At 70.6% G+C, this 21,296-nt stretch carries 23 protein-coding genes; 12 read left to right on the top strand and 11 right to left on the bottom strand.

The window, feature by feature from the left end; all coding sequences use genetic code 11:
- The 3 genes from ABZ721_RS13740 to ABZ721_RS13730 all read right to left on the bottom strand — a co-directional run.
- On the bottom strand, positions 1–287 hold a 287-nt coding region (locus ABZ721_RS13740; RefSeq protein WP_358788793.1), incomplete at its 3' end, for a DUF2637 domain-containing protein.
- A gap of 106 nt (positions 288–393) precedes the next feature.
- Positions 394–1,086: a DUF3558 family protein gene (locus ABZ721_RS13735; RefSeq protein ID WP_358788792.1), complete on the bottom strand. Its 693-nt coding sequence runs from the start codon at positions 1,084–1,086 to the stop codon at positions 394–396.
- An 86-nt stretch (positions 1,087–1,172) separates the two neighbouring features.
- The gene (locus ABZ721_RS13730) at positions 1,173–1,958 is read right to left on the bottom strand and encodes a hypothetical protein (RefSeq protein WP_358788791.1); all 786 of its coding nucleotides are present in this window, start codon (positions 1,956–1,958) and stop codon (positions 1,173–1,175) included.
- Between the two features lie 195 nt (positions 1,959–2,153).
- Here ABZ721_RS13730 and ABZ721_RS13725 point away from each other — a divergent pair, with 195 nt between their 5' ends.
- On the top strand, positions 2,154–3,347 hold the full coding sequence (locus ABZ721_RS13725; RefSeq protein ID WP_358788790.1) for an RtcB family protein: 1,194 nt from the start codon (positions 2,154–2,156) through the stop codon (positions 3,345–3,347).
- Between the two features lie 55 nt (positions 3,348–3,402).
- On the opposite strand, the gene ABZ721_RS13720 is transcribed toward ABZ721_RS13725, so the two are convergent.
- On the bottom strand, positions 3,403–4,158 hold the full coding sequence (locus tag ABZ721_RS13720) for an SDR family oxidoreductase (protein ID WP_358788789.1): 756 nt from the start codon (positions 4,156–4,158) through the stop codon (positions 3,403–3,405).
- A 135-nt stretch (positions 4,159–4,293) separates the two neighbouring features.
- Here ABZ721_RS13720 and ABZ721_RS13715 point away from each other — a divergent pair, with 135 nt between their 5' ends.
- A complete protein-coding gene (locus tag ABZ721_RS13715) occupies positions 4,294–5,556 on the top strand; it encodes a glycosyltransferase family 87 protein (protein WP_358788788.1) in 1,263 nt (420 codons plus the stop codon).
- Here ABZ721_RS13715 and ABZ721_RS13710 read toward each other — a convergent pair.
- Positions 5,543–6,658 carry an alpha/beta hydrolase-fold protein gene (locus tag ABZ721_RS13710; RefSeq protein WP_358788787.1) on the bottom strand — a complete coding sequence of 372 codons (1,116 nt, stop codon included), beginning with the start codon at positions 6,656–6,658 and terminating at the stop codon, positions 5,543–5,545. The genes ABZ721_RS13715 and ABZ721_RS13710 overlap by 14 nt on opposite strands.
- A 284-nt stretch (positions 6,659–6,942) precedes the next feature.
- Between ABZ721_RS13710 and ABZ721_RS13705 the strand changes: the two genes are divergently transcribed.
- Entirely contained in the window at positions 6,943–7,911 is a 969-nt protein-coding gene (locus tag ABZ721_RS13705; protein WP_358788786.1) for an alpha/beta hydrolase-fold protein, read from the top strand.
- Between the two features lie 21 nt (positions 7,912–7,932).
- On the opposite strand, the gene ABZ721_RS13700 is transcribed toward ABZ721_RS13705, so the two are convergent.
- The 5 genes from ABZ721_RS13700 to ABZ721_RS13680 all read right to left on the bottom strand — a co-directional run bounded on the left by ABZ721_RS13700 (position 7,933) and on the right by ABZ721_RS13680 (position 10,349).
- A complete protein-coding gene (locus ABZ721_RS13700) occupies positions 7,933–8,097 on the bottom strand; it encodes a hypothetical protein (RefSeq protein WP_358788785.1) in 165 nt (54 codons plus the stop codon).
- Positions 8,098–8,175: 78 nt separating this feature from the next.
- Positions 8,176–8,511: an Imm50 family immunity protein gene (locus tag ABZ721_RS13695; RefSeq protein WP_358788784.1), complete on the bottom strand. Its 336-nt coding sequence runs from the start codon at positions 8,509–8,511 to the stop codon at positions 8,176–8,178.
- 50 nt (positions 8,512–8,561) lie between these two features.
- On the bottom strand, positions 8,562–8,789 hold the full coding sequence (locus ABZ721_RS13690) for a hypothetical protein (RefSeq protein WP_358788783.1): 228 nt from the start codon (positions 8,787–8,789) through the stop codon (positions 8,562–8,564).
- Positions 8,790–8,800: 11 nt separating this feature from the next.
- Positions 8,801–9,607, bottom strand: coding sequence for a polysaccharide deacetylase family protein (locus ABZ721_RS13685; protein WP_358788782.1), 807 nt, complete (start codon positions 9,605–9,607; stop codon positions 8,801–8,803).
- Positions 9,608–9,779: 172 nt separating this feature from the next.
- Entirely contained in the window at positions 9,780–10,349 is a 570-nt protein-coding gene (locus tag ABZ721_RS13680; protein WP_269273317.1) for a hypothetical protein, read from the bottom strand.
- A gap of 106 nt (positions 10,350–10,455) precedes the next feature.
- Here ABZ721_RS13680 and hemL point away from each other — a divergent pair, with 106 nt between their 5' ends.
- The 7 genes from hemL (at position 10,456) to ccsB (ending at position 18,362) form a co-directional block, all read left to right on the top strand.
- Positions 10,456–11,763 carry a glutamate-1-semialdehyde 2,1-aminomutase gene (gene hemL / locus ABZ721_RS13675; protein ID WP_358788781.1) on the top strand — a complete coding sequence of 436 codons (1,308 nt, stop codon included), beginning with the start codon at positions 10,456–10,458 and terminating at the stop codon, positions 11,761–11,763.
- Between the two features lie 44 nt (positions 11,764–11,807).
- Positions 11,808–12,491, top strand: a complete 684-nt coding sequence (locus ABZ721_RS13670) for a histidine phosphatase family protein (protein ID WP_358788780.1) — start codon at positions 11,808–11,810, stop codon at positions 12,489–12,491.
- Positions 12,492–12,704: 213 nt separating this feature from the next.
- Positions 12,705–14,006: a hypothetical protein gene (locus ABZ721_RS13665; protein WP_358788809.1), complete on the top strand. Its 1,302-nt coding sequence runs from the start codon at positions 12,705–12,707 to the stop codon at positions 14,004–14,006.
- Positions 14,007–14,150: 144 nt separating this feature from the next.
- Positions 14,151–14,762 (top strand): TlpA disulfide reductase family protein, encoded by a 612-nt coding sequence (locus tag ABZ721_RS13660; protein ID WP_358788779.1) that lies wholly within the window; start codon positions 14,151–14,153, stop codon positions 14,760–14,762.
- 52 nt (positions 14,763–14,814) lie between these two features.
- The gene (locus ABZ721_RS13655) at positions 14,815–15,501 is read left to right on the top strand and encodes a cytochrome c biogenesis protein CcdA (protein WP_358788808.1); all 687 of its coding nucleotides are present in this window, start codon (positions 14,815–14,817) and stop codon (positions 15,499–15,501) included.
- A gap of 3 nt (positions 15,502–15,504) precedes the next feature.
- Positions 15,505–17,292, top strand: coding sequence for a cytochrome c biogenesis protein ResB (locus tag ABZ721_RS13650; RefSeq protein WP_358788778.1), 1,788 nt, complete (start codon positions 15,505–15,507; stop codon positions 17,290–17,292).
- Positions 17,289–18,362 carry a c-type cytochrome biogenesis protein CcsB gene (ccsB, locus tag ABZ721_RS13645; RefSeq protein ID WP_358788777.1) on the top strand — a complete coding sequence of 358 codons (1,074 nt, stop codon included), beginning with the start codon at positions 17,289–17,291 and terminating at the stop codon, positions 18,360–18,362. Before ABZ721_RS13650 ends, ccsB begins: the two co-directional genes overlap by 4 nt.
- A 56-nt stretch (positions 18,363–18,418) precedes the next feature.
- Here the strand turns inward: ccsB and ABZ721_RS13640 are convergent, their stop codons facing one another.
- Complete coding sequence (locus ABZ721_RS13640; protein ID WP_358788776.1) at positions 18,419–18,823, bottom strand: PLD nuclease N-terminal domain-containing protein; 405 nt, start codon at positions 18,821–18,823, stop codon at positions 18,419–18,421.
- An 88-nt stretch (positions 18,824–18,911) separates the two neighbouring features.
- Here ABZ721_RS13640 and ABZ721_RS13635 point away from each other — a divergent pair, with 88 nt between their 5' ends.
- Entirely contained in the window at positions 18,912–20,372 is a 1,461-nt protein-coding gene (locus tag ABZ721_RS13635; RefSeq protein WP_358788775.1) for a menaquinone biosynthesis decarboxylase, read from the top strand.
- Entirely contained in the window at positions 20,369–21,292 is a 924-nt protein-coding gene (gene mqnP / locus ABZ721_RS13630; RefSeq protein WP_358788774.1) for a menaquinone biosynthesis prenyltransferase MqnP, read from the top strand. Before ABZ721_RS13635 ends, mqnP begins: the two co-directional genes overlap by 4 nt.
- The last annotated feature ends 4 nt before the right edge of the window (positions 21,293–21,296 follow it).

Raw genomic sequence — 21,296 nt, 5'->3', positions numbered from 1 at the left:
CCGTTGAAGGCGATGGTGGCGGCGGTCAGCAGCCAGGCGGTCTGGCGCAGCAGCGGGAACGGGATCCGCATCCACGTCAGCAGCAGGTCCAGCGCGAGCAGGACCACGATCCCGGCGTCGACCCCGATCGGGAACACGTTCGCGAACCAGCCGAAGCCCTTGTGCTGCGCCAGCTCGCGCACCGCGGCGTACGAGCCCGCGAACCCGATCGCGGCGATCACCACCGCACCGGCGACCACCACACCGACAAGGATCCGATGCGTCCGGGTCATGCGTATCGCGGGCACCCGCGACCCCTCCCACCCTCGGCAACTGACCGGCCCAGCCTGTCATATGGCGGCCCGGCCAGGTCGCACAAAGGTGCTGATACCCGCACAGGTGGGACCGGAGTTGTTACGTGTTCGCCGCCGTGTTCGCCGCCGCGACCGACGCCACGGCTTCCTTCGCCGCCGCGATCGCGTCCTTCATCAGCTGGTCGGCCGCGGGCGTCTTCGCGTCCTCGAAACCCGCCCCGTTGTGGGACAGGATCACGATGACGTTGCCGGTCCGCGCGACCACCGTCTCGTCCTGGTACTTCAGCTTGTCCTTCTCCACCGGCGCGCTGACCACGGTCGCCTCGTCGCCGACGCCGTCCGCCTTCGTGGACGTGGCGCCCTTGATCTGGGCCGCCGCCGCGACCTGCTCGGTGAAGCGCTTCTTCGCCTGCTCCTCGCCGCTGCCGGAGCTCTGCGCCGAGTCGAAGCGCTGCAGGGCCACGTCCAGCCAGCGGAACTGGTAGCCGTCGAGCCCGTTCCACGAGCAGCCGCCGCGCGCCATGGCGTCCGACGACTTCGCCGCCGTGCCCGCCGCGCTCTTCGCCTTCGGCACGAGCCGCGCCACGGTGGCCGGGGTGAGCGCCTTGCAGGGGTCCGGCAGCTTCGCGAACTTCACCGCGGCGGGGGCCGACGAGGCGGAGGTCTTGGCGGCGCCCGAGGTCTCCGGCGACTTCTTGGACGAGTCCGACCCCGACGAGCAGCCGGCGATGAGCAGTACCGGCACGGCGGCACAGGCGAGAACTCGGGCGATGCGCGGTGCTGAACGGTGCATGGGTCCTTCGCTCACTTCGTTGCTCCGGGGGCCGGACGGCTGGAAACGGACAGCCTACGGGGCGTCCGTTATCGGACGATCCGCGCTCACTTGATCGTCTTGACGAGCACGTCCGCCACGAGCTCCGCGCCCTGCTGCAGGTCAGCGCTCTGCGGGACGGTGGTCTTGTCGGCCGACCACTGCGAGTACGAGATCGTCACGAGGACGTTCGCCGTACGGAAAACGAGAGTGATGTCACGGTGCACCCCCGAGTCGCGGGTCATCAGCTCGTCGTCGATGAAGGCCGCGTTGCCGACCTCGGCGAGCAGCCGGGGCGCGAGGTCGGGCGAGGTGGTGGGCGACGTGGTGGGGGCGGTCGGCACGCCGGCGGGGGGCTGGCCCGGGAGGCCGGTCGGGAGGCCGGGCGGCGGCGTGGTCGTCGTGGCCGCGGGCGTGCCCGGGGTGGTCGGGATGCCGGCCTTCAGCGCCTTGGCCTCGTAGTCCGACTGCGCCTGCGCCTCGTCGCTGACCCCGGGGTCGTAGGACACGACCCGCTCGAAGTCGATCTGCAGGTAGCGGTTGCCCTGCGCCGTCTCGCCGGCCCAGGTGCAGCCGACCCGCCGGTTGGTGTCATAGGTGAGCTCGGCGTCGCCGGCGTAGTCCGGCGCGTTCGGCACCAGCGTCTTGAGCGTGTCCGGGTCCAGGGCGCCGCACGGCTCCGGCAGCTTGCGGTACTTGCCGGGCGGCGCGGGGACGATCTTCTGCTCGCCGACCGCGGACCTGTCGTCCACCGCCGCCGGGTCCTTGGCGCCGTCCGCGGTGCAGGCGCTGAGCCCCGAAACGGCCAGTACGGCCGCGCAGACGATGCCCAGCAGTCCTCGCGATGGCTGCACTGGCCAGGCTCCTTCCGCCGGGGCGTGCCCCGAAATCCCTTGGCGCGCGCGTGCGTGCCGTGGACACAATGTCTACCGCACCCGCTGACGCGGCTGCGTGGCCGCCTGGGGTTTTCCGGCGTTTCGTCCACATTATTGATGTCGTCACGGCGCGATTCGTTGTGCCACTTTGTCCGTTCGAGAAGGGGGATGGAGATGTCCTACACCGAGGTGCCCGGCGTCCGGGTGCCGATCCGCATGTGGGCCGACCCGGCCTCCGTCGAGGACGGCGCGATGCAGCAGTTGCGCAACGTCTCGACGCTGCCGTGGATCAAGGGCCTCGCCGTGATGCCGGACGTCCACTACGGCAAGGGCGCGACGGTCGGCTCCGTCATCGCCATGCACGGCGCGGTCTGCCCGGCGGCGGTCGGCGTCGACATCGGCTGCGGCATGAGCGCGGTGAAGACCTCCCTGACCGCGAACGACCTGCCGGGCGACCTGTCGCGGCTCCGCTCGAAGATCGAGCAGGCGATCCCGGTGGGACGTGGCATGCACCGGGAGATGGTCGACGTGCGGGGCATGCACGGCTTCCCGACGGCGGGGTGGGACGAGTTCTGGGCGAGGTACGGCGGGCTCGCGAGCGACGTCAAATTCCGTCATGAACGGGCCACAAAGCAGATGGGAACGCTCGGCGGCGGTAATCACTTTATTGAATTCTGTCTCGATGAGACAGGTTCGGTCTGGCTGATGCTGCACTCCGGCTCCCGCAACATCGGCAAGGAACTCGCCGAGCACCACATCGGCGAGGCGCAGAAGCTGCCGCACAACCAGGACCTGCCCGACCGCGACCTCGCGGTCTTCATCTCGGACACCCCGCAGATGGCGGCCTACCGGGGCGACCTCTTCTGGGCGCAGGAGTACGCCAAGCGCAACCGAGCGATCATGATGGCGCTCTTCCAGGACGTGGTCCGCAAGGAGTTCAAGAAGGCCAGGCCCACCTTCGACGACGTGATCAGCTGCCATCACAACTACGTCGCGGAGGAGCGTTACGACGGCATGGACCTGCTCGTCACCCGCAAGGGCGCGATCCGGGCCGGCGCCGGCGAGTTCGGGATCATCCCGGGCTCCATGGGCACCGGCTCCTACATCGTGAAGGGCCTCGGCAACGCCGACGCGTTCAACTCCGCCTCGCACGGCGCGGGCCGCCGGATGAGCCGGGGCGCGGCGAAGAAGCGGTTCACCGTCCGCGACCTGGAGGACCAGACGCGGGGCGTGGAGTGCCGTAAGGACTCCGGCGTCGTGGACGAGATCCCGGGCGCGTACAAGCCGATCGAGAAGGTCATGGAGCAGCAGCGGGACCTGGTCCAGGTGGTTGCCAAGCTGAAGCAGGTCGTCTGCGTCAAGGGCTGAACCGTGCGTCCGGTGGGGGCGGGTGTGATCACCCGCCCCCACCGGCAGGTCCTGATCAGTTCTTGCGGTCGACCTTGTAGTTGGAGGCCTGGGCGCGGGGGCGGACCACCAGGAGGTCGATGTTGACGTGGGCGGGGCGGGTGACGGCCCAGGCGATCGTGTCGGCCACGTCGTCGGCCGTCAGGGGTTCGGCGACGCCCGCGTAGACCTTGGCGGCCTTGTCGGTGTCGCCGCCGAAGCGGGTGACGGCGAACTCGTCGGTCTTCACCATGCCGGGCGCGATCTCGATGACGCGGACCGGGTCGCCGCACAGCTCCAGGCGCAGGGTCTCGGCGATGACGTGCGCGCCGTGCTTGGCGGCCACGTAGCCGCCGCCGCCCTCGTAGGTGGCCAGGCCCGCGGTGGAGGAGAGCACGACGACCGTGCCGTCGCCGCTGGTCGTGAGGGCCGGGAGCAGGGCCTGGGTGATGTTGAGGACGCCGAGCACGTTGACCTCGTACATCGCGCGCCAGTCGGCGGGGTCGGCGGTGGCGACGGTGTCGGCGCCGAGGGCGCCGCCCGCGTTGGCGACGAGGACGTCGCAGCGGTCGAGGGAGGCGGCGAAGGCGTCCACGGCGGCGCGGTCGGTGACGTCCAGGGTGTGGGCGGCGGCCGAGTGGCCCGCGGCGGTGAGTTCCTTGGCGAGTGCTTCGAGGCGGTCGGCGCGGCGGGCCGTGAGCAGCACGTGGTACCCGGCGGCGGCGAGCTTGCGGGCGGTCGCGGCACCGATGCCGCTGCTCGCCCCGGTGACCACTGCGGTGCGGATGCTCATGTCACGGCGCCTTTCGACTGCGGGATGGCTTTCGCACCGAGCATAGGCGGCGGGCCGGCGGCGTTCGGCGGCCGGTTCTGATCTTCATTAGCATCGTGGGCATCGGGGTGCCCGTGTCGTTGATGGAGGAATGCGGTGGTCAGCACGGGCACGGTCCCCGGCCGGCGGTTGCTGTGGCCGGCGGGGGTGTGGCTGCTGACCCGGCTGGTGCTGGTCTCCGCGGCGCTGCGGCTCGGCCCGTTCAGCAGCGAGGACGGCCCGGACGTGTCCGTGTCGAAGGTGTACCGCGGGTGGTATGACGTGCTGGCCTCCGGCACCTTCCCGCACGACGACGTGTCGTGGCAGTACCCGCCGGGTGCCGCGCTGCCGATCCTCGCGCCACGGCTGGTGCCGTTCCTGGACTACTCGCACGCTTTCATCGTGCTGTGCGCGGTGTGCGACGCGGTGGTGCTGGCGGCGCTGGCACACGCGGCCCGGCACGCGGACGGGCGGCGCAGTGTCGCCGGGCCCTGGATGTGGGTGGTGGGGCTGCCGCTGCTGAGCACGGTGCCGTGGAGCCGGTTCGACGTGATGGTGACGGCGGTCGCGGTGGGCGCGCTGCTGGCGGCCGGTTCGCGGCGGGTGTGGGCGGACCGGGTGTTCGGGGTGCTGGTCGGGCTCGGCGCGGTAGTGAAGGTGTGGCCGGTGCTGCTGCTCGCGGGCACGGCGCGCGGGCGGCGCACCCGGCTGTCGTGGGCGGCGGCGGCGCTGTCGGCGGTGCTGGTGACGGTGGGCTTCCTGCTGGCGATGCCGGGCGCGCTGTCGTTCCTGGCGTACCAGGGGGACCGCGGCATCGAGGTGGAGTCGCTCGGCGCGCTGCCGTTCCACCTGGCGCGACACTTCGGCTGGTCGGGGCACTGGGCGCCGCACGACGGGTCGATGGAGTTCATCGGCCCGTACGTGGGGCTGGTGGCGCGGGTGAGCGCGGCGCTGACGGTGGTGGCGTTCGGCTGGCTGCTGCTGTGGCGGGTGCGGTCGGGGGCGGGGCGTACGGAGGCGTGGGCGCTGCCGGACGCGGCGCTGACGGCCGTCCTGCTGTTCGTGGTGACGAGCCGGGTGATCAGCCCGCAGTACATGGTGTGGCTGGTGGGCCTGGCGGCGGTGTGCCTGCTGCACCGGGCGACGACGCAGCGGCCGGTGGCGTGGCTGGTGCTGGGCGCGTGCGTGCTGACGACGGCGGTGTTCCCGTACCTGTTCCGGGACCTGCTCGGCGGTTCGGTCCCGGCGGCGCTGCTGCTGGCGGCGCGGGACCTGATCCTGCTGGTGGCGGCGGTGATGTCCGGGGTGCGGCTGTGGCGGGGGACGGTGCCGGGCGCCACGGGGGGAGCACCCGGCACCGCCGGTCTCAGCGGGCCTTGAAGCCCTGTTCGGTGAGCCAGTGGAAGACGTCGGGGACCTGGGACTTCCAGACGCCGGTGCCGTGGCCGCCGGCGCCCGCCGGGATCTGGACGACCTTGACCTTCGTCGGCGCCTTGGCGGCGTTCCGCAGGGCCAGACCGTCCTGGTAGCCGTCGCCGGAGGCGCCGGAGATGAAGAGGGACGTGCGCGGCGGGTGCGCGGCGTGCTGCAGCATGAACAGCGGGTTGGCCTTCACCCGCAGCACCGGGTCCTTGGCGGTGAGGGAGTCCTTCTCGGCGGCGGGGTTGTTGTAGCCGGACAGGCTGACGCCCGCCGCGTACCGGTCGGGGTGCTCGATGGCGAGGCGTGCGGCGCAGTGCGCCCCGGCGGAGTATCCGACGACGCCCCAGCCGGCGGCGTCGTCCTGGGCGCGGAAGTTGTCGGTCACCATGCGGCGGACGTCGACGCTCAGCCAGGTGTCGGCGTTGACCTTGCCGGGGATGTTGGCGCAGCCGGTGTCCTGGCCACCGAGCAGCGTGGTGCGCGGTGAGACGAGGATGAACGGGGCGACCTTGCCGCTCTGCATCAGCGGCTTGAGCTGCGTCTGGACCTTGAGGGTGCCGTACCAGGCCTTGGCGGATCCCGGGTAGCCGGGGAGCAGTTCGACGACCGGGAACTTCTTGTCCTTGTAGGCGGGGTCGTTGTACTGCGGCGGCAGCCAGACGTAGACCTCGCCCTCGACGCCGGAGACCCGGCCCTTGAGGTCGGCCTGCTGGACGTCGCCCATGTTGGGGCCCTTGGCCTGCTTGAACTTCTGCTCGATCTTCGGCTCGCGCCTGGCCTGTGCGGCGCCGCCGTCGGGGCCGAGGTCGGCGGTGGCCTGGACGTGGGTGCCGGTGCCGAGGAGGTCTTCCCAGTTGTCGTACAGGCCGTTGGAGTTGTTCACGATCACGAAGACCATGAGCACCGATGTCACCTGGCAGAGCAGCAGCATGCCGAACCGGGCCGCGTACCGGACGGCCAGCGGCCCGCGCAGCCGGCTCCAGAGGGTGAGCGGCAGTGCGAGGGCGACCAGCACGAAGAGGATCGTGCTCAGGAAGAACGGGGTCCCCGTCAGGCTCATCAGAATCTCGATTCCCAATCTTGGGCGTTGTGCCCCGGCCCGGCGTTCCACCCGCTTATGAGCCTCTCGCCATGACGAGACGGAATTCGGGCGGTCGGGGTTGCGCGGCCTCTCCCCGTGAATTGGGACGAGGGTCACCGGGGTTACGGGCAACGGGGCAGATGTGATCCACGGCACTTCGGCGGATCGGAACGGCGGGCGGGGATCCGGGATCACACCAGGTGCAGGTATCGCTTCGCCCCGTGGGGCCGGATGAAGGGGGACCACCCGTGAAACGTTGGCCCATGGCAGCGGCCGCCGTCCTGGTACTGCTCCTCTTCGTCGGCTACGGCTCACGGCCCGTGCCGTTCAGCGGCGGCGGTCCGGCGTTCCCGCACACCGCGGCGGGGCCGGCCGCGACGGTCCTGAACGGTACGCACGCGTCGTTCGAGGACCAGCGGACGACGCTGGCGGGCGGCACCCGGATCGGGATGACCACCTATCACGGGAAGAAGTCCGGGTTCACCGGCAAGGTGTGGGTGTGGGCGCCGCCGCAGTACTACGACCCGCGGTACGCGAAGAGCGCGTTCCCGGTGCTGATCGCCCTGCCGGGCAGTTACGGCTATCCGTACAACTACTGGATCCGCGGCGACCTGGGCCTGCAGGAGGACATCGCGCGGTGGACGGCGCAGGGCAGCAGCCTGCCGTTCATCGTCGTCATGCCGGTGATGAACCCCGGGCCGCACTACCACGACTGCAGTGACATCCCGGGTCAGCAGAAGATGGGGACGTGGATCACGAGCGATGTGCCCGACCTGGTGCGGGCGAACTTCCGGACGTTCGCGAGCCGTGACGGCTGGGCCTTCATGGGGTCGTCGTCAGGGGGCTTCTGCGCGCTGAAGAGCGTGCTGCAGCACCCGGAGACGTTCAAGGCGGCGATAGTGAGCGGGCCCGACATCGTGCCGGACTCCTCCCTGTGGCGCGGCCACCTCAAGGAGAAGCAGGCGAACAACCCGCAGGTCCTGGCGCAGCGGCTCATCGACCGGCGCGGCCCGGAGGTGTATCTGGCCTTCCAGGTCGGGACCGCGGAGAGCCGCGGGGAGATGGCGAAGGTCCGGCAGTTCATCGCGGGCTACGGGCACGGCCCGGTCAGGACCCGCCTGCAGATCATCGCCGGGGGCAAGCACGACGGGCTCTCGTACCTGCGGGGCATGGGGCAGGGCTCGATGAAGTGGATCAGCGACCATCTGCGGGCCCCGACCCCGGCGCCCTGACGGCGGCCCGCGCCCGTCGGCTCAGCGCCGGAACCGGAGGGCGCGCCGGACCAGTGCCTGGGCCCGCCAGACCGCGTCGAGGGCGTATCCGCTGGCGGCGGCGAGGGCCAGCACGGGGCGGGCGAAGGGCGGGGCGGAGAGCTGCCGGCCGGTCGCCAGTGTGCCGGATGTCGGGAATGTAGCCATATGCGCGACGGTAGCGACTGACCCGGCCCCTGTCGCGCCCGAGGCACCCGAATGGCCTCACCCCGAGTTCGCCCGCCCTCACTCGCTCCCCGAGGCGCGATAGGCCCGCGCTTTCACCAGCGCGGCAGCGCCGGCCCGGAACACCACGGATTCCGCTGGCCCGGAGATCTCCACCCGGATTCCGCCGCCGGGATCCCGCTCCACCGAGACGGCCCCCTGGAAAGCGAACGCCCATCCGTCGATCTCCAGCCCGGAAACGCCGGTGAAGGACAGGTACATCTCGAAAGCGTTGAACCCTTTCCCGGTCCATTCCGGAATCGGATGGTCCGGAAGCCGGTCCAGCTCGAAACCGAGGGTGACCCCGGTCTCCCGTTCGTCGATGTGCAGATAGAACAGGCCGTCGATCCTGCTCACGAAATGCTGCTTCCCGGTGTCCGCTCCGCCGCCGGACCGCACGAAGGCGCTCAGGTGCCCCACGGTGAGGGAGTCGCTGCTGGTGAACGCCAACTCCACGCCGGTGCCCCGCACCCCGACCCGGAGTCGAACCGCAGGATCAGCGTCGGACCCCGCCGGTCCAGGTGCACCGACCGCACCGTGAGGGACTCCAGCGCCGGGACGGCCGAGTGGAACGCGTCCAGCGCCGGTCTGTTCACCAGCAGGTCCGCCCACGCCGGTTCGTTCGCTGAGGTCATGGGTCGGCACGCTACGCGGCGGGCGGGACGAGGAGGGTGCGCAGGTCGGTGATGGTGTAGCCGCGGGTGCGGGCGGTGGTGATGATCCGGGGGAGGGCCTGGGCGTCGAGGATGGTGGGAAGGTCGTTGGGGTCGCCGATGTGCAGCTGGATGATCGCGCCCGGTGCCAGGGCGTCCAGGGCGCGGTCGACGGCCTTCTGCACGGTCATGCCGCCCCCCGTATTGAGATAGCCGTTGGTGTCGGCGGTCCACTCGATGTTCGCGAAGCCGAGCGCGTTGACCTCCGCCACCTGCTGCGGGGTGGTCTCGCCGTAGGGGAAGCGGAAGAACGGCAGCGGCGCCGTCCCGGTCGCCGCGCGCAGCGCCTGGTCGGCGAGGCGCACCTCGCGCTCCCGGCCCGCGCAGGTGAGTTCGCCGAAGTACGGGTGGCTGTGGCTGTGGCTGGCGATGCCGTGCCCCGCCGCCAGCATCGACCGCGCGGCGGCCGGGTGCGCTTCGGCGAACTGGCCGGTCAGGAAGAACGTGGCCGGCGCGTTCTCGTCGTGCAGCACCTTGAGGACGGCGTCCAGGCCCGTCTCGTTCCAGGCCGCGTTGAACGTCAGCGCGATCCCGTTCCGCCGGCCGGGCATCGTGCGGACCGTCCGCCCGAGCAGCTCCGCGGGCAGCGCGGCAGCGGGGGCGGCGGCCGACGGGCACACGGCGGCGGGCGCGGGCGTCGCGGGCGCGAACGGCTCGGGCGCGGATGTCGCGGTGGCGGCCGGGGAGAGGATCGCCATCAGGGCCGCGACGGCGGCCAGGAGGGCGCTGCGGTGCTTCATGGCACGGCAGCGTAGGAGCGCGGGCGCGACGAACGCCGCACATCAGGGGCGATGTCGCCGATTACACCCGACTTGTCGCCCCGTGGGCGAAAACCCGCCGTGGCGCGAATACGCACCTGTACATCCGGGAGATTGCACGCAAGGCGGGCGGGTAGCGGAAGGAGGGGGAGGGTCAGGGCCAGACCAGGCAGTACAGCTGGTGGCCTGCCTCGTGGCAGCGGGAGGCGAAGCCCTGCCACTCGTGGAGCATCTGGTAGATGACGAAGGCGTCTCGCGGGCCGCGCCGGTCCGGGACGGTGGACCAGATGAAAGCGGCGGCGCCGAGTTCCTCTTCGCCGGCTTTGCGCAGGGGTTCGACCACGCTCATGGGGAGCTTGACGACGGCGTAGTCCGGGTGGAGGACGACGAGTTCCAGCGGCGGGACCTTGGCCGGGGGTATGCCCTCGATGCCGGTGAGCACCATGGCGGCCATGGTCTCCGGCTTGACCTTGGTGTACATGCCGTTGCCGAGCTCGTCACCGCCGAGTTCCTCGGGACGCATGGAGATCGGGACCCTGGCGGCTGTGGCGCCATCGGGTGCCCCGAAGTACTTGTAGGTCACCCCCACTCGGCCACCCCTGCTCCCACTCTCCGCGGCTGCTCTGCGATCGCGATCGGAGGACCGACGACGCCTGCCGGTGGGCCGGGCGTGATCGGGCTCGTGGTCGCCCGTTCCCTCGCCCAGTTCGCCACCGCGCTGCATTTCACTACCCGACCATTCACAGACCCAACCGCGCAACCCGATCATCGTCTCAGATGCCGGGTCGAGACCTGCGCGCGCAACGCCCGGCGTTTGAGAGCATGTGCCTGTGAGCTATCCGTACGAAGCCCCAGTTTCGCAGGTTCTGTTCGACCGAGCTGCCGCCGTGACCCCCGGAGGTGTCAACTCCCCGGTGCGCGCCTTCCGCGCCGTGGGCGGTACGCCCCGGTTCATGGTGTCCGGGAAGGGTCCGTACCTGACGGACGCCGACGGCAGGGAGTACGTCGACCTCGTGTGCTCGTGGGGTCCGATGATCCTCGGCCACGCGCACCCCGAGGTGATCGGCGCCGTGCAGGAGGCGGTGACGCGCGGTACGTCCTTCGGCACGCCCGGCGAGGGCGAGGTGCTGCTGGGCGAGGAGATCGTGGCGCGGATCGGCCCGGTGGAGCAGGTCCGCCTGGTGTCGTCCGGGACCGAGGCGACCATGTCGGCGATCCGGCTGGCGCGCGGCTTCACGGGCCGCGCGAAGGTGGTGAAGTTCGCCGGTTGCTATCACGGTCATGTGGACGCGCTGCTGGCCGCGGCCGGTTCCGGGGTTGCCACGTTCGGGTTGCCGGACACCCCGGGGGTGACGGGCGCGCAGGCGGGCGAGACGGTCGTGCTGCCGTACAACGACCTGGACGCCGTGCGGGCGGCCTTCGCCGCGCACCCCGGCGAGATCGCGTGTGTGATCACCGAGGCGTCGCCCGGCAACATGGGCGTGGTGCCGCCGGCGGAGGGCTTCAACGCCGGGCTGAAGAGCCTGTGCGCGGAGAACGGCGCGCTCTACATCTCCGACGAGGTGATGACGGGCTTCCGCGTCTCGAAGGCCGGCTGGTACGGGCTGGACGGCGTCGAGCCGGACCTGATGACCTTCGGCAAGGTCATGGGCGGCGGCTTCCCGGCCGCCGCGTTCGGTGGCCGCGCGGACGTCATGGGCCACCTCGCTCCGGCCGGGCCGGTCTACCAGGCGGGCACCCTGTCGGGTAACCCGGTGGCGACCGCGGCGGGCCTGGCGCAGCTGCGGCTCTGCGACGACGCGGTGTACGCGACGGTGGACGCGGTGTCCGAGCGGGTGTCGTCGCTGGTCGGCGAGGCGCTGACGAAGGAGGGCGTCGCCCACCGGGTGCAGCGGGCCGGGAACATGTTCTCGGTCTTCTTCACCGACGAGCAGGTGACCAACTACGACGAGGCGAAGCGGCAGCAGGCATTCCGCTTCACCGGGTTCTTCCACTCGATGCTGGCGCAGGGCGTCTACCTGCCGCCGTCGGCCTTCGAGTCCTGGTTCGTTTCGGCGGCCCACGACGACGCGGCGATCGAGCGGATCGCCGCGGCGCTGCCGGCCGCGGCGCGTGCCGCGGCCGAGTCGACCCAGTGAGCGGGGACGGCGCAATGAGCGGGGACGAAGGAAAGATGAGCGGCATGACTGACGACGCAGAGATCACCGTGGTCCACCTGATGCGGCACGGCGAGGTGGAGAACCCCTCGGGCGTGCTCTACGGCCGGCTGCCCGGGTACCACCTCTCCGAGCTGGGCCGGAAGATGGCCGAGCGGGTCGGCGAGCACCTGGCGGGGCGGGACATCACGCACGTCGTGTCGTCCCCGCTGGAGCGGGCGCAGGAGACCGCGGCGCCGATCGCGGCCCCGCACGGGCTGGAGGTCGCGTCGGACGCGCGGCTGATCGAGGCCGAGAACGTCTTCCAGGGCAAGACCTTCGGGGTCGGCGACGGCGCCCTGAGGAACCCGCAGAACTGGAAGCACCTCACCAACCCGTTCAAGCCGAGCTGGGGTGAGCCCTACGTCGACCAGGTCGTGCGGATGATGGCGGCGCTGGGGGCGGCACGGGACGCGGCGCGCGGCCACGAGGCGGTCTGCGTCAGCCACCAGCTGCCGATCTGGATCGCCCGCAGCTTCGTCGAGCGGCGCCGGCTGTGGCACGACCCGCGCAAGCGGCAGTGCACGCTGGCGAGTGTGACGAGCTTCACGTACCAGGGCGACAAGATCGTTTCGGTCGGCTACGCGGAGCCGGCCCGCGACCTGGTGCCGGCGCACCTGCTGGCGGGCGCGAAGCCCGTCAAGGGCGGATCGAAGGCCTTCGGGGCCTGAGGAGTCGTTCGCCGGGTAGACCTGTCGGATCGGCCGCAAGGGCCGAGCCGATGGGTCAATCCGGTGCTCCTGGGAGCCTGCGCGTGCGCCAGTCGGGTTAACCGGTGGGATTTTTCTGACTTTTCGGTAACCGTACGGCTGTGACAGCCGTCATGAATGGTGGCCACCTTTTTCGTGATCGCCATCCATGAGGCCCGAGAAATGGGGATGTACATGCGCGCCATGACCCGCAGGAGTCTGCTCACCGCCACCGCCGGAGTCGCGGTCGGTGCGGCTGCCGGATGCTCCTCGGGGGGCGACGCCGGTTCGAACGGCGGCGGGACGAAGCCGGGTACGGCGACCGGCCAGAAGGAGCCGGAGAAGACCGTCCAGCTGATCGGCGACGGCTCCACCGCGAACACCGGACCCCAGCCGAACCAGCCGCGGAAGCCGGAGCGGCTGGAGCCGGGGGAGACGCCGCCGCAGTTCGTGATCTTCTCCTGGGACGGCGCGGGCGAGGTCGGGAACGGGCTGTTCCCGCGCTTCCGCCAGCTGGCCAAGGACCACGGCGCGGCGATGACGTTCTTCCTGTCCGGGCTGTACCTGCTGCCCGAGTCGAAGAAGCGGCTCTACGACCCGCCGAACAACAACCGGGGCGCGTCGGACATCGGGTACCTCACCGACGACCACATCAAGATGACGCTGGACAACATCCGGGCGGCCTGGACCGAGGGCCACGAGATCGGCACGCACTTCAACGGGCACTTCTGCTCGGGCCACGGCACGGTCGGGAACTGGACGCCCACCCAGTGGCAGAGCGAGATCGACCAGGCCAAGTCGTTCGTCAAGAACTGGAAGACCAACACCGGGCTGAAGGACGAGGCCCCGCTGCCGTTCGACTACGACAAGGAGCTCGTCGGCGCCCGCACGCCGTGCCTGCTCGGCCAGGACAACCTGCTGCCGACCGCGCACAAGCTGGGCTGGCGCTACGACGCGAGCTCGCCGGGCGGCCGGCAGGTGTGGCCCGAGAAGCGCGGCGGCCTGTGGGACCTGCCGCTGCAGCTCATCCCGTTCCCCGGGCACTCCTTCGAGGTCCTGTCGATGGACTACAACATGCTGGCGAACCAGTCGAAGAACGCCACCAAGAGCGACCCGGCCAACTACCCGGGCTGGCAGCGGCAGGCCGCCGCCTCGTACATCGCGGGCTTCCAGCGGGCCTACGAGACGAACCGCGCGCCCTTCTACATCGGCAACCACTTCGAGAAGTGGAACGGCGGCATCTACATGAACGCCGTCGAGGAGGCGTTCAAGCACATCGCGGGCCAGGAGAAGAAGGACGTCCGGCTGGTCTCCTTCCGGCAGTACGTGGACTGGCTCGACGCGCAGGACCCGAAGGTGCTCGGGAAGCTGCGCCGGCTGGAGGTCGGGCAGAAGCCGGCCGGCGGCTGGAAGGCGTACCTGGCGGCGGAGGGCGCGGCCGGCTCGCCCGGCTCCCCGACGTCCCCCGCCTCCCCGATGATGGCGCCCACCCCGTAGGCCGCCCGGCCGCCCCCTGACCCGCCTCGCGGCCCACCTCGTGGGCGCTTCCGCTACCTGATCCTTACTTGGGGCAATTGCCGCTTTTGGCGTCGGTGTCGGGGGCGCGAAAGATCGTCGGACGACGCATGCGAAACTTTTCACATGAGTCCTACGCGCGCTGTCCGACGCACCCCCCTCCGCGGTGCCATGGCACTGGCCGGGGTCGCGGTGTCGGCGCTGGCGCTCTCGGCCTGCTCCAGTGGCGGCACCTCCTCCGGCGGCAGCGGCACCAACTTCGTCGGTGGCTCGGGGGAGATCTCCCGGGCGGCCAAGGCCGACCGGCGCCCCGCCCCCGCCATCACCGGCGAGGCGGTCGACGGCAAGCAGCTGAACCTCGCCGACTACAAGGGCAAGGTCGTCGTCCTCAACGTCTGGGGCTCGTGGTGCGCCCCCTGCCGGGCCGAGGCGCCCCACCTGGTCAAGGTGGCCGACGACACCAAGGCCAAGGGCGTCGAGTTCATCGGGATCAACACGCGCGACCCCGACAAGGTCAAGGCGCACGCGTTCGAGACGCAGTTCCGCGTCCCGTACCCGAGCTTCTACGACCCGATCGGGAAGCTCATGCTGAAGTTCCCCAAGGGCAGCCTCAACCCGCAGGGCATCCCGAACACCCTGATCATCGACCGGGACGGCAAGGTCGCCGTCCGGATCCTCGCGCCCGTCGGCGAGGACAAGCTCCACCAGGCCCTCGACCCGATCGTCGCGGAGAAGTGACGTGACCGAGACGGTCTCCTCCGGGGCGCTGCTGCTCGCGATCCCGATCGCGATGCTCGGCGGCCTGGTCTCGTTCTTCTCCCCCTGCGTGCTGCCGCTGGTGCCCGGCTACCTCTCCTACGTGACCGGCAACGCCGGCGCGGACCTCGCGGAGGCCCGACGCGGCCGGATGGTCGCCGGCGCCTCGCTCTTCGTCCTCGGCTTCACCGCGGTCTTCGTCTCCGGCGGCGCGCTCTTCGGCTACTTCGGGCTGCGCCTGCAGGAGCACAAGGAGATCATCTCCCAGGTCCTTGGTGTCGCCACGATCCTCATGGGCCTGGCGTTCATGGGGATACTCGGCGGCCTGACCCAGCGGGACCTGCGCTTCCACCGCAAGCCCGCGATGGGACTGGTCGGCGCCCCGCTGCTCGGGGTCCTCTTCGGCGTCGGCTGGGCGCCGTGCGTCGGCCCGACGCTGGGCGCCGTGCAGGCGCTGGCCTTCAACGAGGCGAGCGCCGGGCGCGGGGCGCTGCTCACCGTGTTCTACTGCCTGGGCCTCGGCCTGCCGTTCATCGTCGCGGCGGTCGCCTTCCGCCGCGTGCTGGGCGCGTTCGGCTGGGTCAAGCGCCACTATGTGTGGGTCATGCGGATCGGCGGCGGCATGCTCGTCGCCGTCGGCGTGCTGCTCCTCACCGGCGTGTGGGACGACATGGTCGTCTCCCTGCAGAGCTGGTCCGCCAACTTCACTCCTGGGGTCTGATTCATGAGTACGGAATCCGGGCCGAAGACCGCCCGCGAAGCCGAGGAACACGTCACGCCCGGCGGCGAGTACGGGTCGGCGGGCGCGCAGCTGTCGACGGCGCCGGCCGAGGAACTCGGCGAGGTCGTTCCCGGCTCGTTCGGCGGGGTGCGCAGGCCCGGCCTGCGCGGAGCGCTCGGCTGGACGCTGCGCGAGTGCCTCGGCTGGGTGCGCTGGATGTGGCGGCAGCTCACGTCGATGCGGATCGCCCTGATCCTGCTCTTCCTGCTCTCCATGGCCGCGATCCCCGGCTCGCTGGTCCCGCAGACCAGCGTCGACGAGCTCAAGGCGCAGGCGTGGAAGGACGTGCACCCCAACGCCACCCCGATCTACGAGCGGCTGGGGCTGTTCCACGTCTACAGCTCGCCGTGGTTCTCGGCGATCTACATCCTGCTCTTCGTCTCCCTGGCGGGCTGCATCCTGCCGCGCAGCTGGCAGTTCGTCGGCCAGCTGCGCTCCCGGCCGCCGGCCGCGCCGCGCAACCTGACACGGCTGCCCGCGTACACGACCTGGCGCACGGCTGCGGGTGAGGACGAGGTGCTGGACGCCGCGCGGAAGCTGCTGCGCGGTCGCCGGTTCCGTACCCACCGGGCCGGCACCGCCGTCGCGTCCGAGAAGGGCTTCCTGCGCGAGGCCGGCAACCTGATGTTCCACCTGGCGCTCTTCGGGCTGCTGATCTCCTTCGCGGTCGGCGCGCTGTGGAAGGGCGAGGGCGGCAAGCTGATCGTCGAGGGCGACGGCTTCTCCAACAACCTCACGCAGTACGACGACTTCAAGCCCGGCACGTTCTACACCGCCGACGACCTGGACCCCTTCGGGTTCACGCTGGACAGCTTCGACGCCACGTACGCGCGGACCGGCCCGCAGAAGGGCACCCCGCGCACGTTCCGCGCCAACATCCACTACTGGAAGGGCGCGGACGGCAAGCCGGTCAAGTCCTCGATCGAGGTCAACCAGCCGCTGGACATCGAGGGTGAGACGGTCTACCTGATCGGCCACGGCTACGCGCCGGTCGTCACGGTGAAGGACGCCCGCGGCACGGTCGTCTACCAGGGCCCGACGCCGTTCCTGCCCAGTGACGGCAGCCTCACCTCGCACGGCGTCGTGAAGGTCACCGACAACTACCGGAACAAGGCGGGCGGTGAGGACCAGCTGGCGTTCAGCGGGATCTTCGCCCCGACGATGGTGATCGACAACCAGGGGCCGCACTCGGTCTTCCCGGCCCTCGACCGCCCCGCGCTGGTCCTGACCGCGTACCACGGCGACCTGGGCATGAACGGCGGCGTGCCGCAGAACGTGTACCAGCTCGACGACAAGAAGATGACGCAGTACAAGTCCGCCAACGGCCAGCCGCTGCGCCAGGTGCTGGCCGTCGGGGAGTCCCTGCAACTGCCGGACGGCGGCGGCTCCATCACCTTCGACGGCGTCAAGACCTGGGCCAGCTTCCAGGTCTCCCACCAGGTCGGCAACGGCTGGGCGCTCGGCAGCGCGGTCGCCGCGATCCTCGGTCTGGCCGGCTCGCTGTTCATCCAGCGCCGCCGGGTGTGGATCCGGGCCACCCCGGGTGACGACGGTGTGACCGTCGTGGAGCTGGCCGGGCTCGGCCGCAGCGAGTCGGCGAGGATCGCCGACGAGATCGGGGACCTCGCCTACAAGCTCCTGCCGGACGCGCCCCAGCTGCCGGACCCCGGCGGCCCGGACGCAGACCCCTCGGAAGAACCTCTCCTGCCAGACGAAGGAGCGCGCGCGTGACTATCGCGGCAGCGGTCAATGAGAACTTCGCGAACTACAGCAACTACCTGATCTACTCCGCCATGGCGGTCTACACGCTCGCCTTCCTCGCGCACATGGCCGAGTGGGTGTTCGGCAGCCGCAGCCGGGTCGCGATCACCGCGGCGGCGCTCACCGCCCCCGCGGCGGCCCCCGCGATCGAGGTCGTCCAGCGCGGCGGCGGCACCGCCACCCTGGAGCGGCCCAAGGTCGTCACCCGCTCCTCGGCCAGCGACCGCGGCATCCCGGACGGCCCCGGCGCCGCCGGCACCGACGCGGACGGCGACCGGTACGGCCGGATCGCCGTCTCGCTGACGGTGCTCGCGTTCGCGTTCCACCTGGCCGCGGTCGTCTGCCGCGGGGCCTCCGTGCAGCGGGTGCCGTGGGGCAACATGTACGAGTTCTCCACGACGTTCGGCATGGTCGCGGTCGGGCTGTACCTGCTCCTGCTGGCGATGAAGAAGCGGGTCCGCTGGATCGGGCTCTTCCTGACCACGACGGTGCTGCTGGACCTCGGCCTGGCCGTCGCGGTGCTCTACACCGACAGTGACCAGCTGGTCCCGGCGCTGCACTCGTACTGGCTGTGGATCCACGTCTCGTGCGCGATCATCTCCGGCGCGGTGTTCTACCTCGCGGCGGTCGGCACGGCGCTGTTCCTCTTCCGCGACTACTACGAGGCGGCCCTGACCGCCGGCCGGGCCGTGAACCCGACCTGGGCCAACATCATGAACCGGCTGCCGTCGGCGGCGACGCTCGACAAGTTCGCGTACCGGATGAACGCGCTGGTCTTCCCGCTGTACACGTTCACCGTCATCGCGGGCTCGATCTGGGCGCAGGCCGCCTGGGGCCGGTACTGGGGCTGGGACCCCAAGGAGACCTGGTCGTTCATCACCTGGGTCGCGTACGCCTGCTACCTGCACGCCCGCGCGACGGCCGGCTGGAAGGGCCGCAAGGCCGCCGCGTTGGCGCTGGTCGCCTTCGCGTGCTTCATCTTCAACTACTACGGCGTCAACATCTTCATCACGGGCAAGCACTCCTACGCCGGGGTCTGACGCCACCGAGCCGTGGTCCGTACGACCGCTCCCCCCGGGGCGGCCGTACGGGCACCTCAGTCGCCGGCCGGCGGGGTGTCGTCCCGTCCGGACTCGCGGCGGCGCAGCTCGTCCTCGCGGCGGCGGAGGTCGGCCTCCCAGTCCTTGAGGACCGCCTCGTCCTTCTTGTTGTCCTCTTTCAGCCCCTTGAGGAAGTCGGGGTTGTCGTCCGGCGCGACCCAGTCCTGCCGGGACCGGTGCCACTCGGACGGCGTGCTGCCGCTCGCCGGCACCGGGCGGCGGTTGCGGCCGGCGACGAGCCAGGCGATGGGCCCGATGAGGACCTCGCCGAAGAGCAGGATGATGATCACCCACACCACCTTCGGCAGTCCGCGGACCTCCTCCTCCGGGGTGTTCAGGCAGTCGATGAACGCGTAGATCCACAACGCGAGCACCAGCAGGAACGGCAGATACCTGATCATGGCGAGCGGGCCCCCTGAGCCGGAAGAAACGGGCCGTGGCGGGGCCCGGTGACGGGTACAGGGTAGTGCGTGGCGGATACTGGACCCTATGGCTTACGACGATCTTCGCTCCTTCCTGAGGGCTCTGGAGAAGGACGGCGACCTCAAGCGGATCAAGGCCGAGGTCGACCCGTATCTGGAGGTCGGCGAGATCACCGACCGCGTGAACAAGGCGGGCGGTCCCGCGCTGCTCTTCGAGAACGTGCGCGGTTCGTCGATGCCGCTGGCGATGAACGTGTTCGGGACCGACCGGCGGATGCTGAAGTCCCTCGGGCTGAGCGCGTACAGCGACATCAGCGACAAGATCGCCGGGCTGCTGAAGCCGGAGCTGCCGCACGGCTTCACCGGCGTGCGGGAGGCGTTCGGCAAGCTCGCCGGGATGACGCACGTACCGCCGAAGAAGGTGAAGTCCGGCGACGCGCCCGTGCAGGAGGTCGTGCTGCGGGGCGACGACGTGGACCTGGACGCGCTGCCCGCGCTCTTCACCTGGCCGGAGGACGGCGGCTCGTTCTTCAACCTCGGGCTGACGCACACCAAGGACCCGGAGTCCGGGGTGCGCAACCTCGGGCTGTACCGGCTGCAGCGGCACGACCGCAACACCATCGGGATGCACTGGCAGATCCACAAGGACAGCCGCAACCACTACAAGGTGGCGGAGCGGCGCGGTGAGCGGCTGCCGGTCGCCATCGCGTTCGGCTGCCCGCCGGCGGTGACGTACGCCTCGACCGCGCCGCTGCCCGGCGACATCGACGAGTACCTGTTCGCGGGCTTCGTGCAGGGCAAGCGGGTGGAGATGGTGGACTGCAAGACCGTCCCGCTCCAGGTCCCGGCCAACGCCGAGGTCGTGCTGGAGGGCTGGCTGGAGCCCGGGAAGACGCTTCCCGAGGGCCCGTTCGGCGACCACACCGGCTTCTACACCCCGCAGGAACCGTTCCCCGCGCTGACCATCGACTGCGTGACGATGCGCAGGCGCCCGCTGCTGCAGTCGATCGTGGTGGGCCGGCCGCCCACCGAGGACGGGCCGCTGGGCCGGGCCACCGAGCGGTTCTTCCTGCCGCTGCTGAAGATCATCGTGCCGGACATCGTGGACTACCACCTGCCGGAGGCGGGCGGCTTCCACAACTGCGCCATCGTCTCGATCGACAAGAAGTACCCGAAGCACGCCCAGAAGACGATGCACGCGATCTGGGGCGCGCACATGATGTCGCTGACGAAGCTGATCATCATCGTGGACGCCGACTGCGACGTGCACGACCTGCACGAAGTCGCCTGGCGCGCGCTCGGCAACACCGACTACGCCCGCGACCTGACGGTCGTGGAAGGGCCGGTCGACCACCTCGACCACGCCTCCTACCAGCAGTTCTGGGGCGGCAAGGCAGGCATCGACGCGACCCGTAAGCTCCCCGAGGAGGGGTACACGCGCGATGGCGGCTGGCCGGAGATGGTGGTCTCCGACCCGGAGACCGCCGCCAAGGTCGACCGGCGCTGGAAGGAGTACGGCCTCTCGTGACCACGGATTCCGCAACCCCGGACCTCTTCGCCCCGGAACCCGCGCCGCCTGGCCGGATCAGGGCGTTCCTGCGGCTCGTCATGATCGAGCACTCGATCTTCGCGCTGCCGTTCGCGTACATCGCCGCGCTCAGCGCGATGTTCGCGCTGGACGGATCCGTCCACTGGTGGCGGCTGGTCCTGATCACGGTCGCGATGGTCGGGCTGCGCACCTTCGCGATGGCGTGCAACCGGATCATCGACCGGGAGATCGACGCCCGCAACCCGCGCACCGCGCAGCGCGAACTGGTCACCGGGGCGGTTTCGGTGCGCTCGGCGTGGACCGGCGCGCTGGTGGCCGTGGTGCTCTTCCTGGGCGCGGCGGCGCTGCTCAACCCGCTCTGCCTGGCGCTGGCGCCGATCGCCGTGATCCCGATGGTGGTCTATCCGTACGGCAAGCGGTTCACGAACTTCCCGCACGCGATCCTCGGCGTCGCGCAGGCGATGGGCCCGATCGGCGCGTGGCTCGCGGTCACCGGCGAGTGGTCGTGGGACGCGGTCATCCTCGGGCTGGCCGTCGGCGTGTGGATCGGCGGCTTCGACCTGATCTTCGGGTCGCAGGACGTCGCCGCCGACCGGGCGGACGGCGTCAAGTCCGTCCCGGCCCGCTTCGGCGTCGCCGCCGCCCTGTACGGGGCCCGCGGCTGCCATGTCGTCACGACGGCCCTGCTGGCCTGGTACGGGGTCGCCACCGGCGCGGGCGCGTTCTGGTGGGTGGGGCTGACGATCGTCGCCGGCGCGTTCCTGTACGAGCACTCGATCGTGCGGCCGCACGACCTGAGCCGGCTGAACCGGGCGTTCTTCCAGGTCAACGGATTCATCGGCATCGCGCTCTTCGTCTGCGCGCTGCTCGACCTCGCGGTCCGCGGCCTCGGTATCTGACGGA

The organism is Streptomyces sp. NPDC006733, from assembly GCF_040636125.1.
Lineage (GTDB): Bacteria > Actinomycetota > Actinomycetes > Streptomycetales > Streptomycetaceae > Actinacidiphila.
Note: the sequence above shows the minus strand (reverse complement) of the source record. Positions and strands in the feature narration are given on the sequence as shown.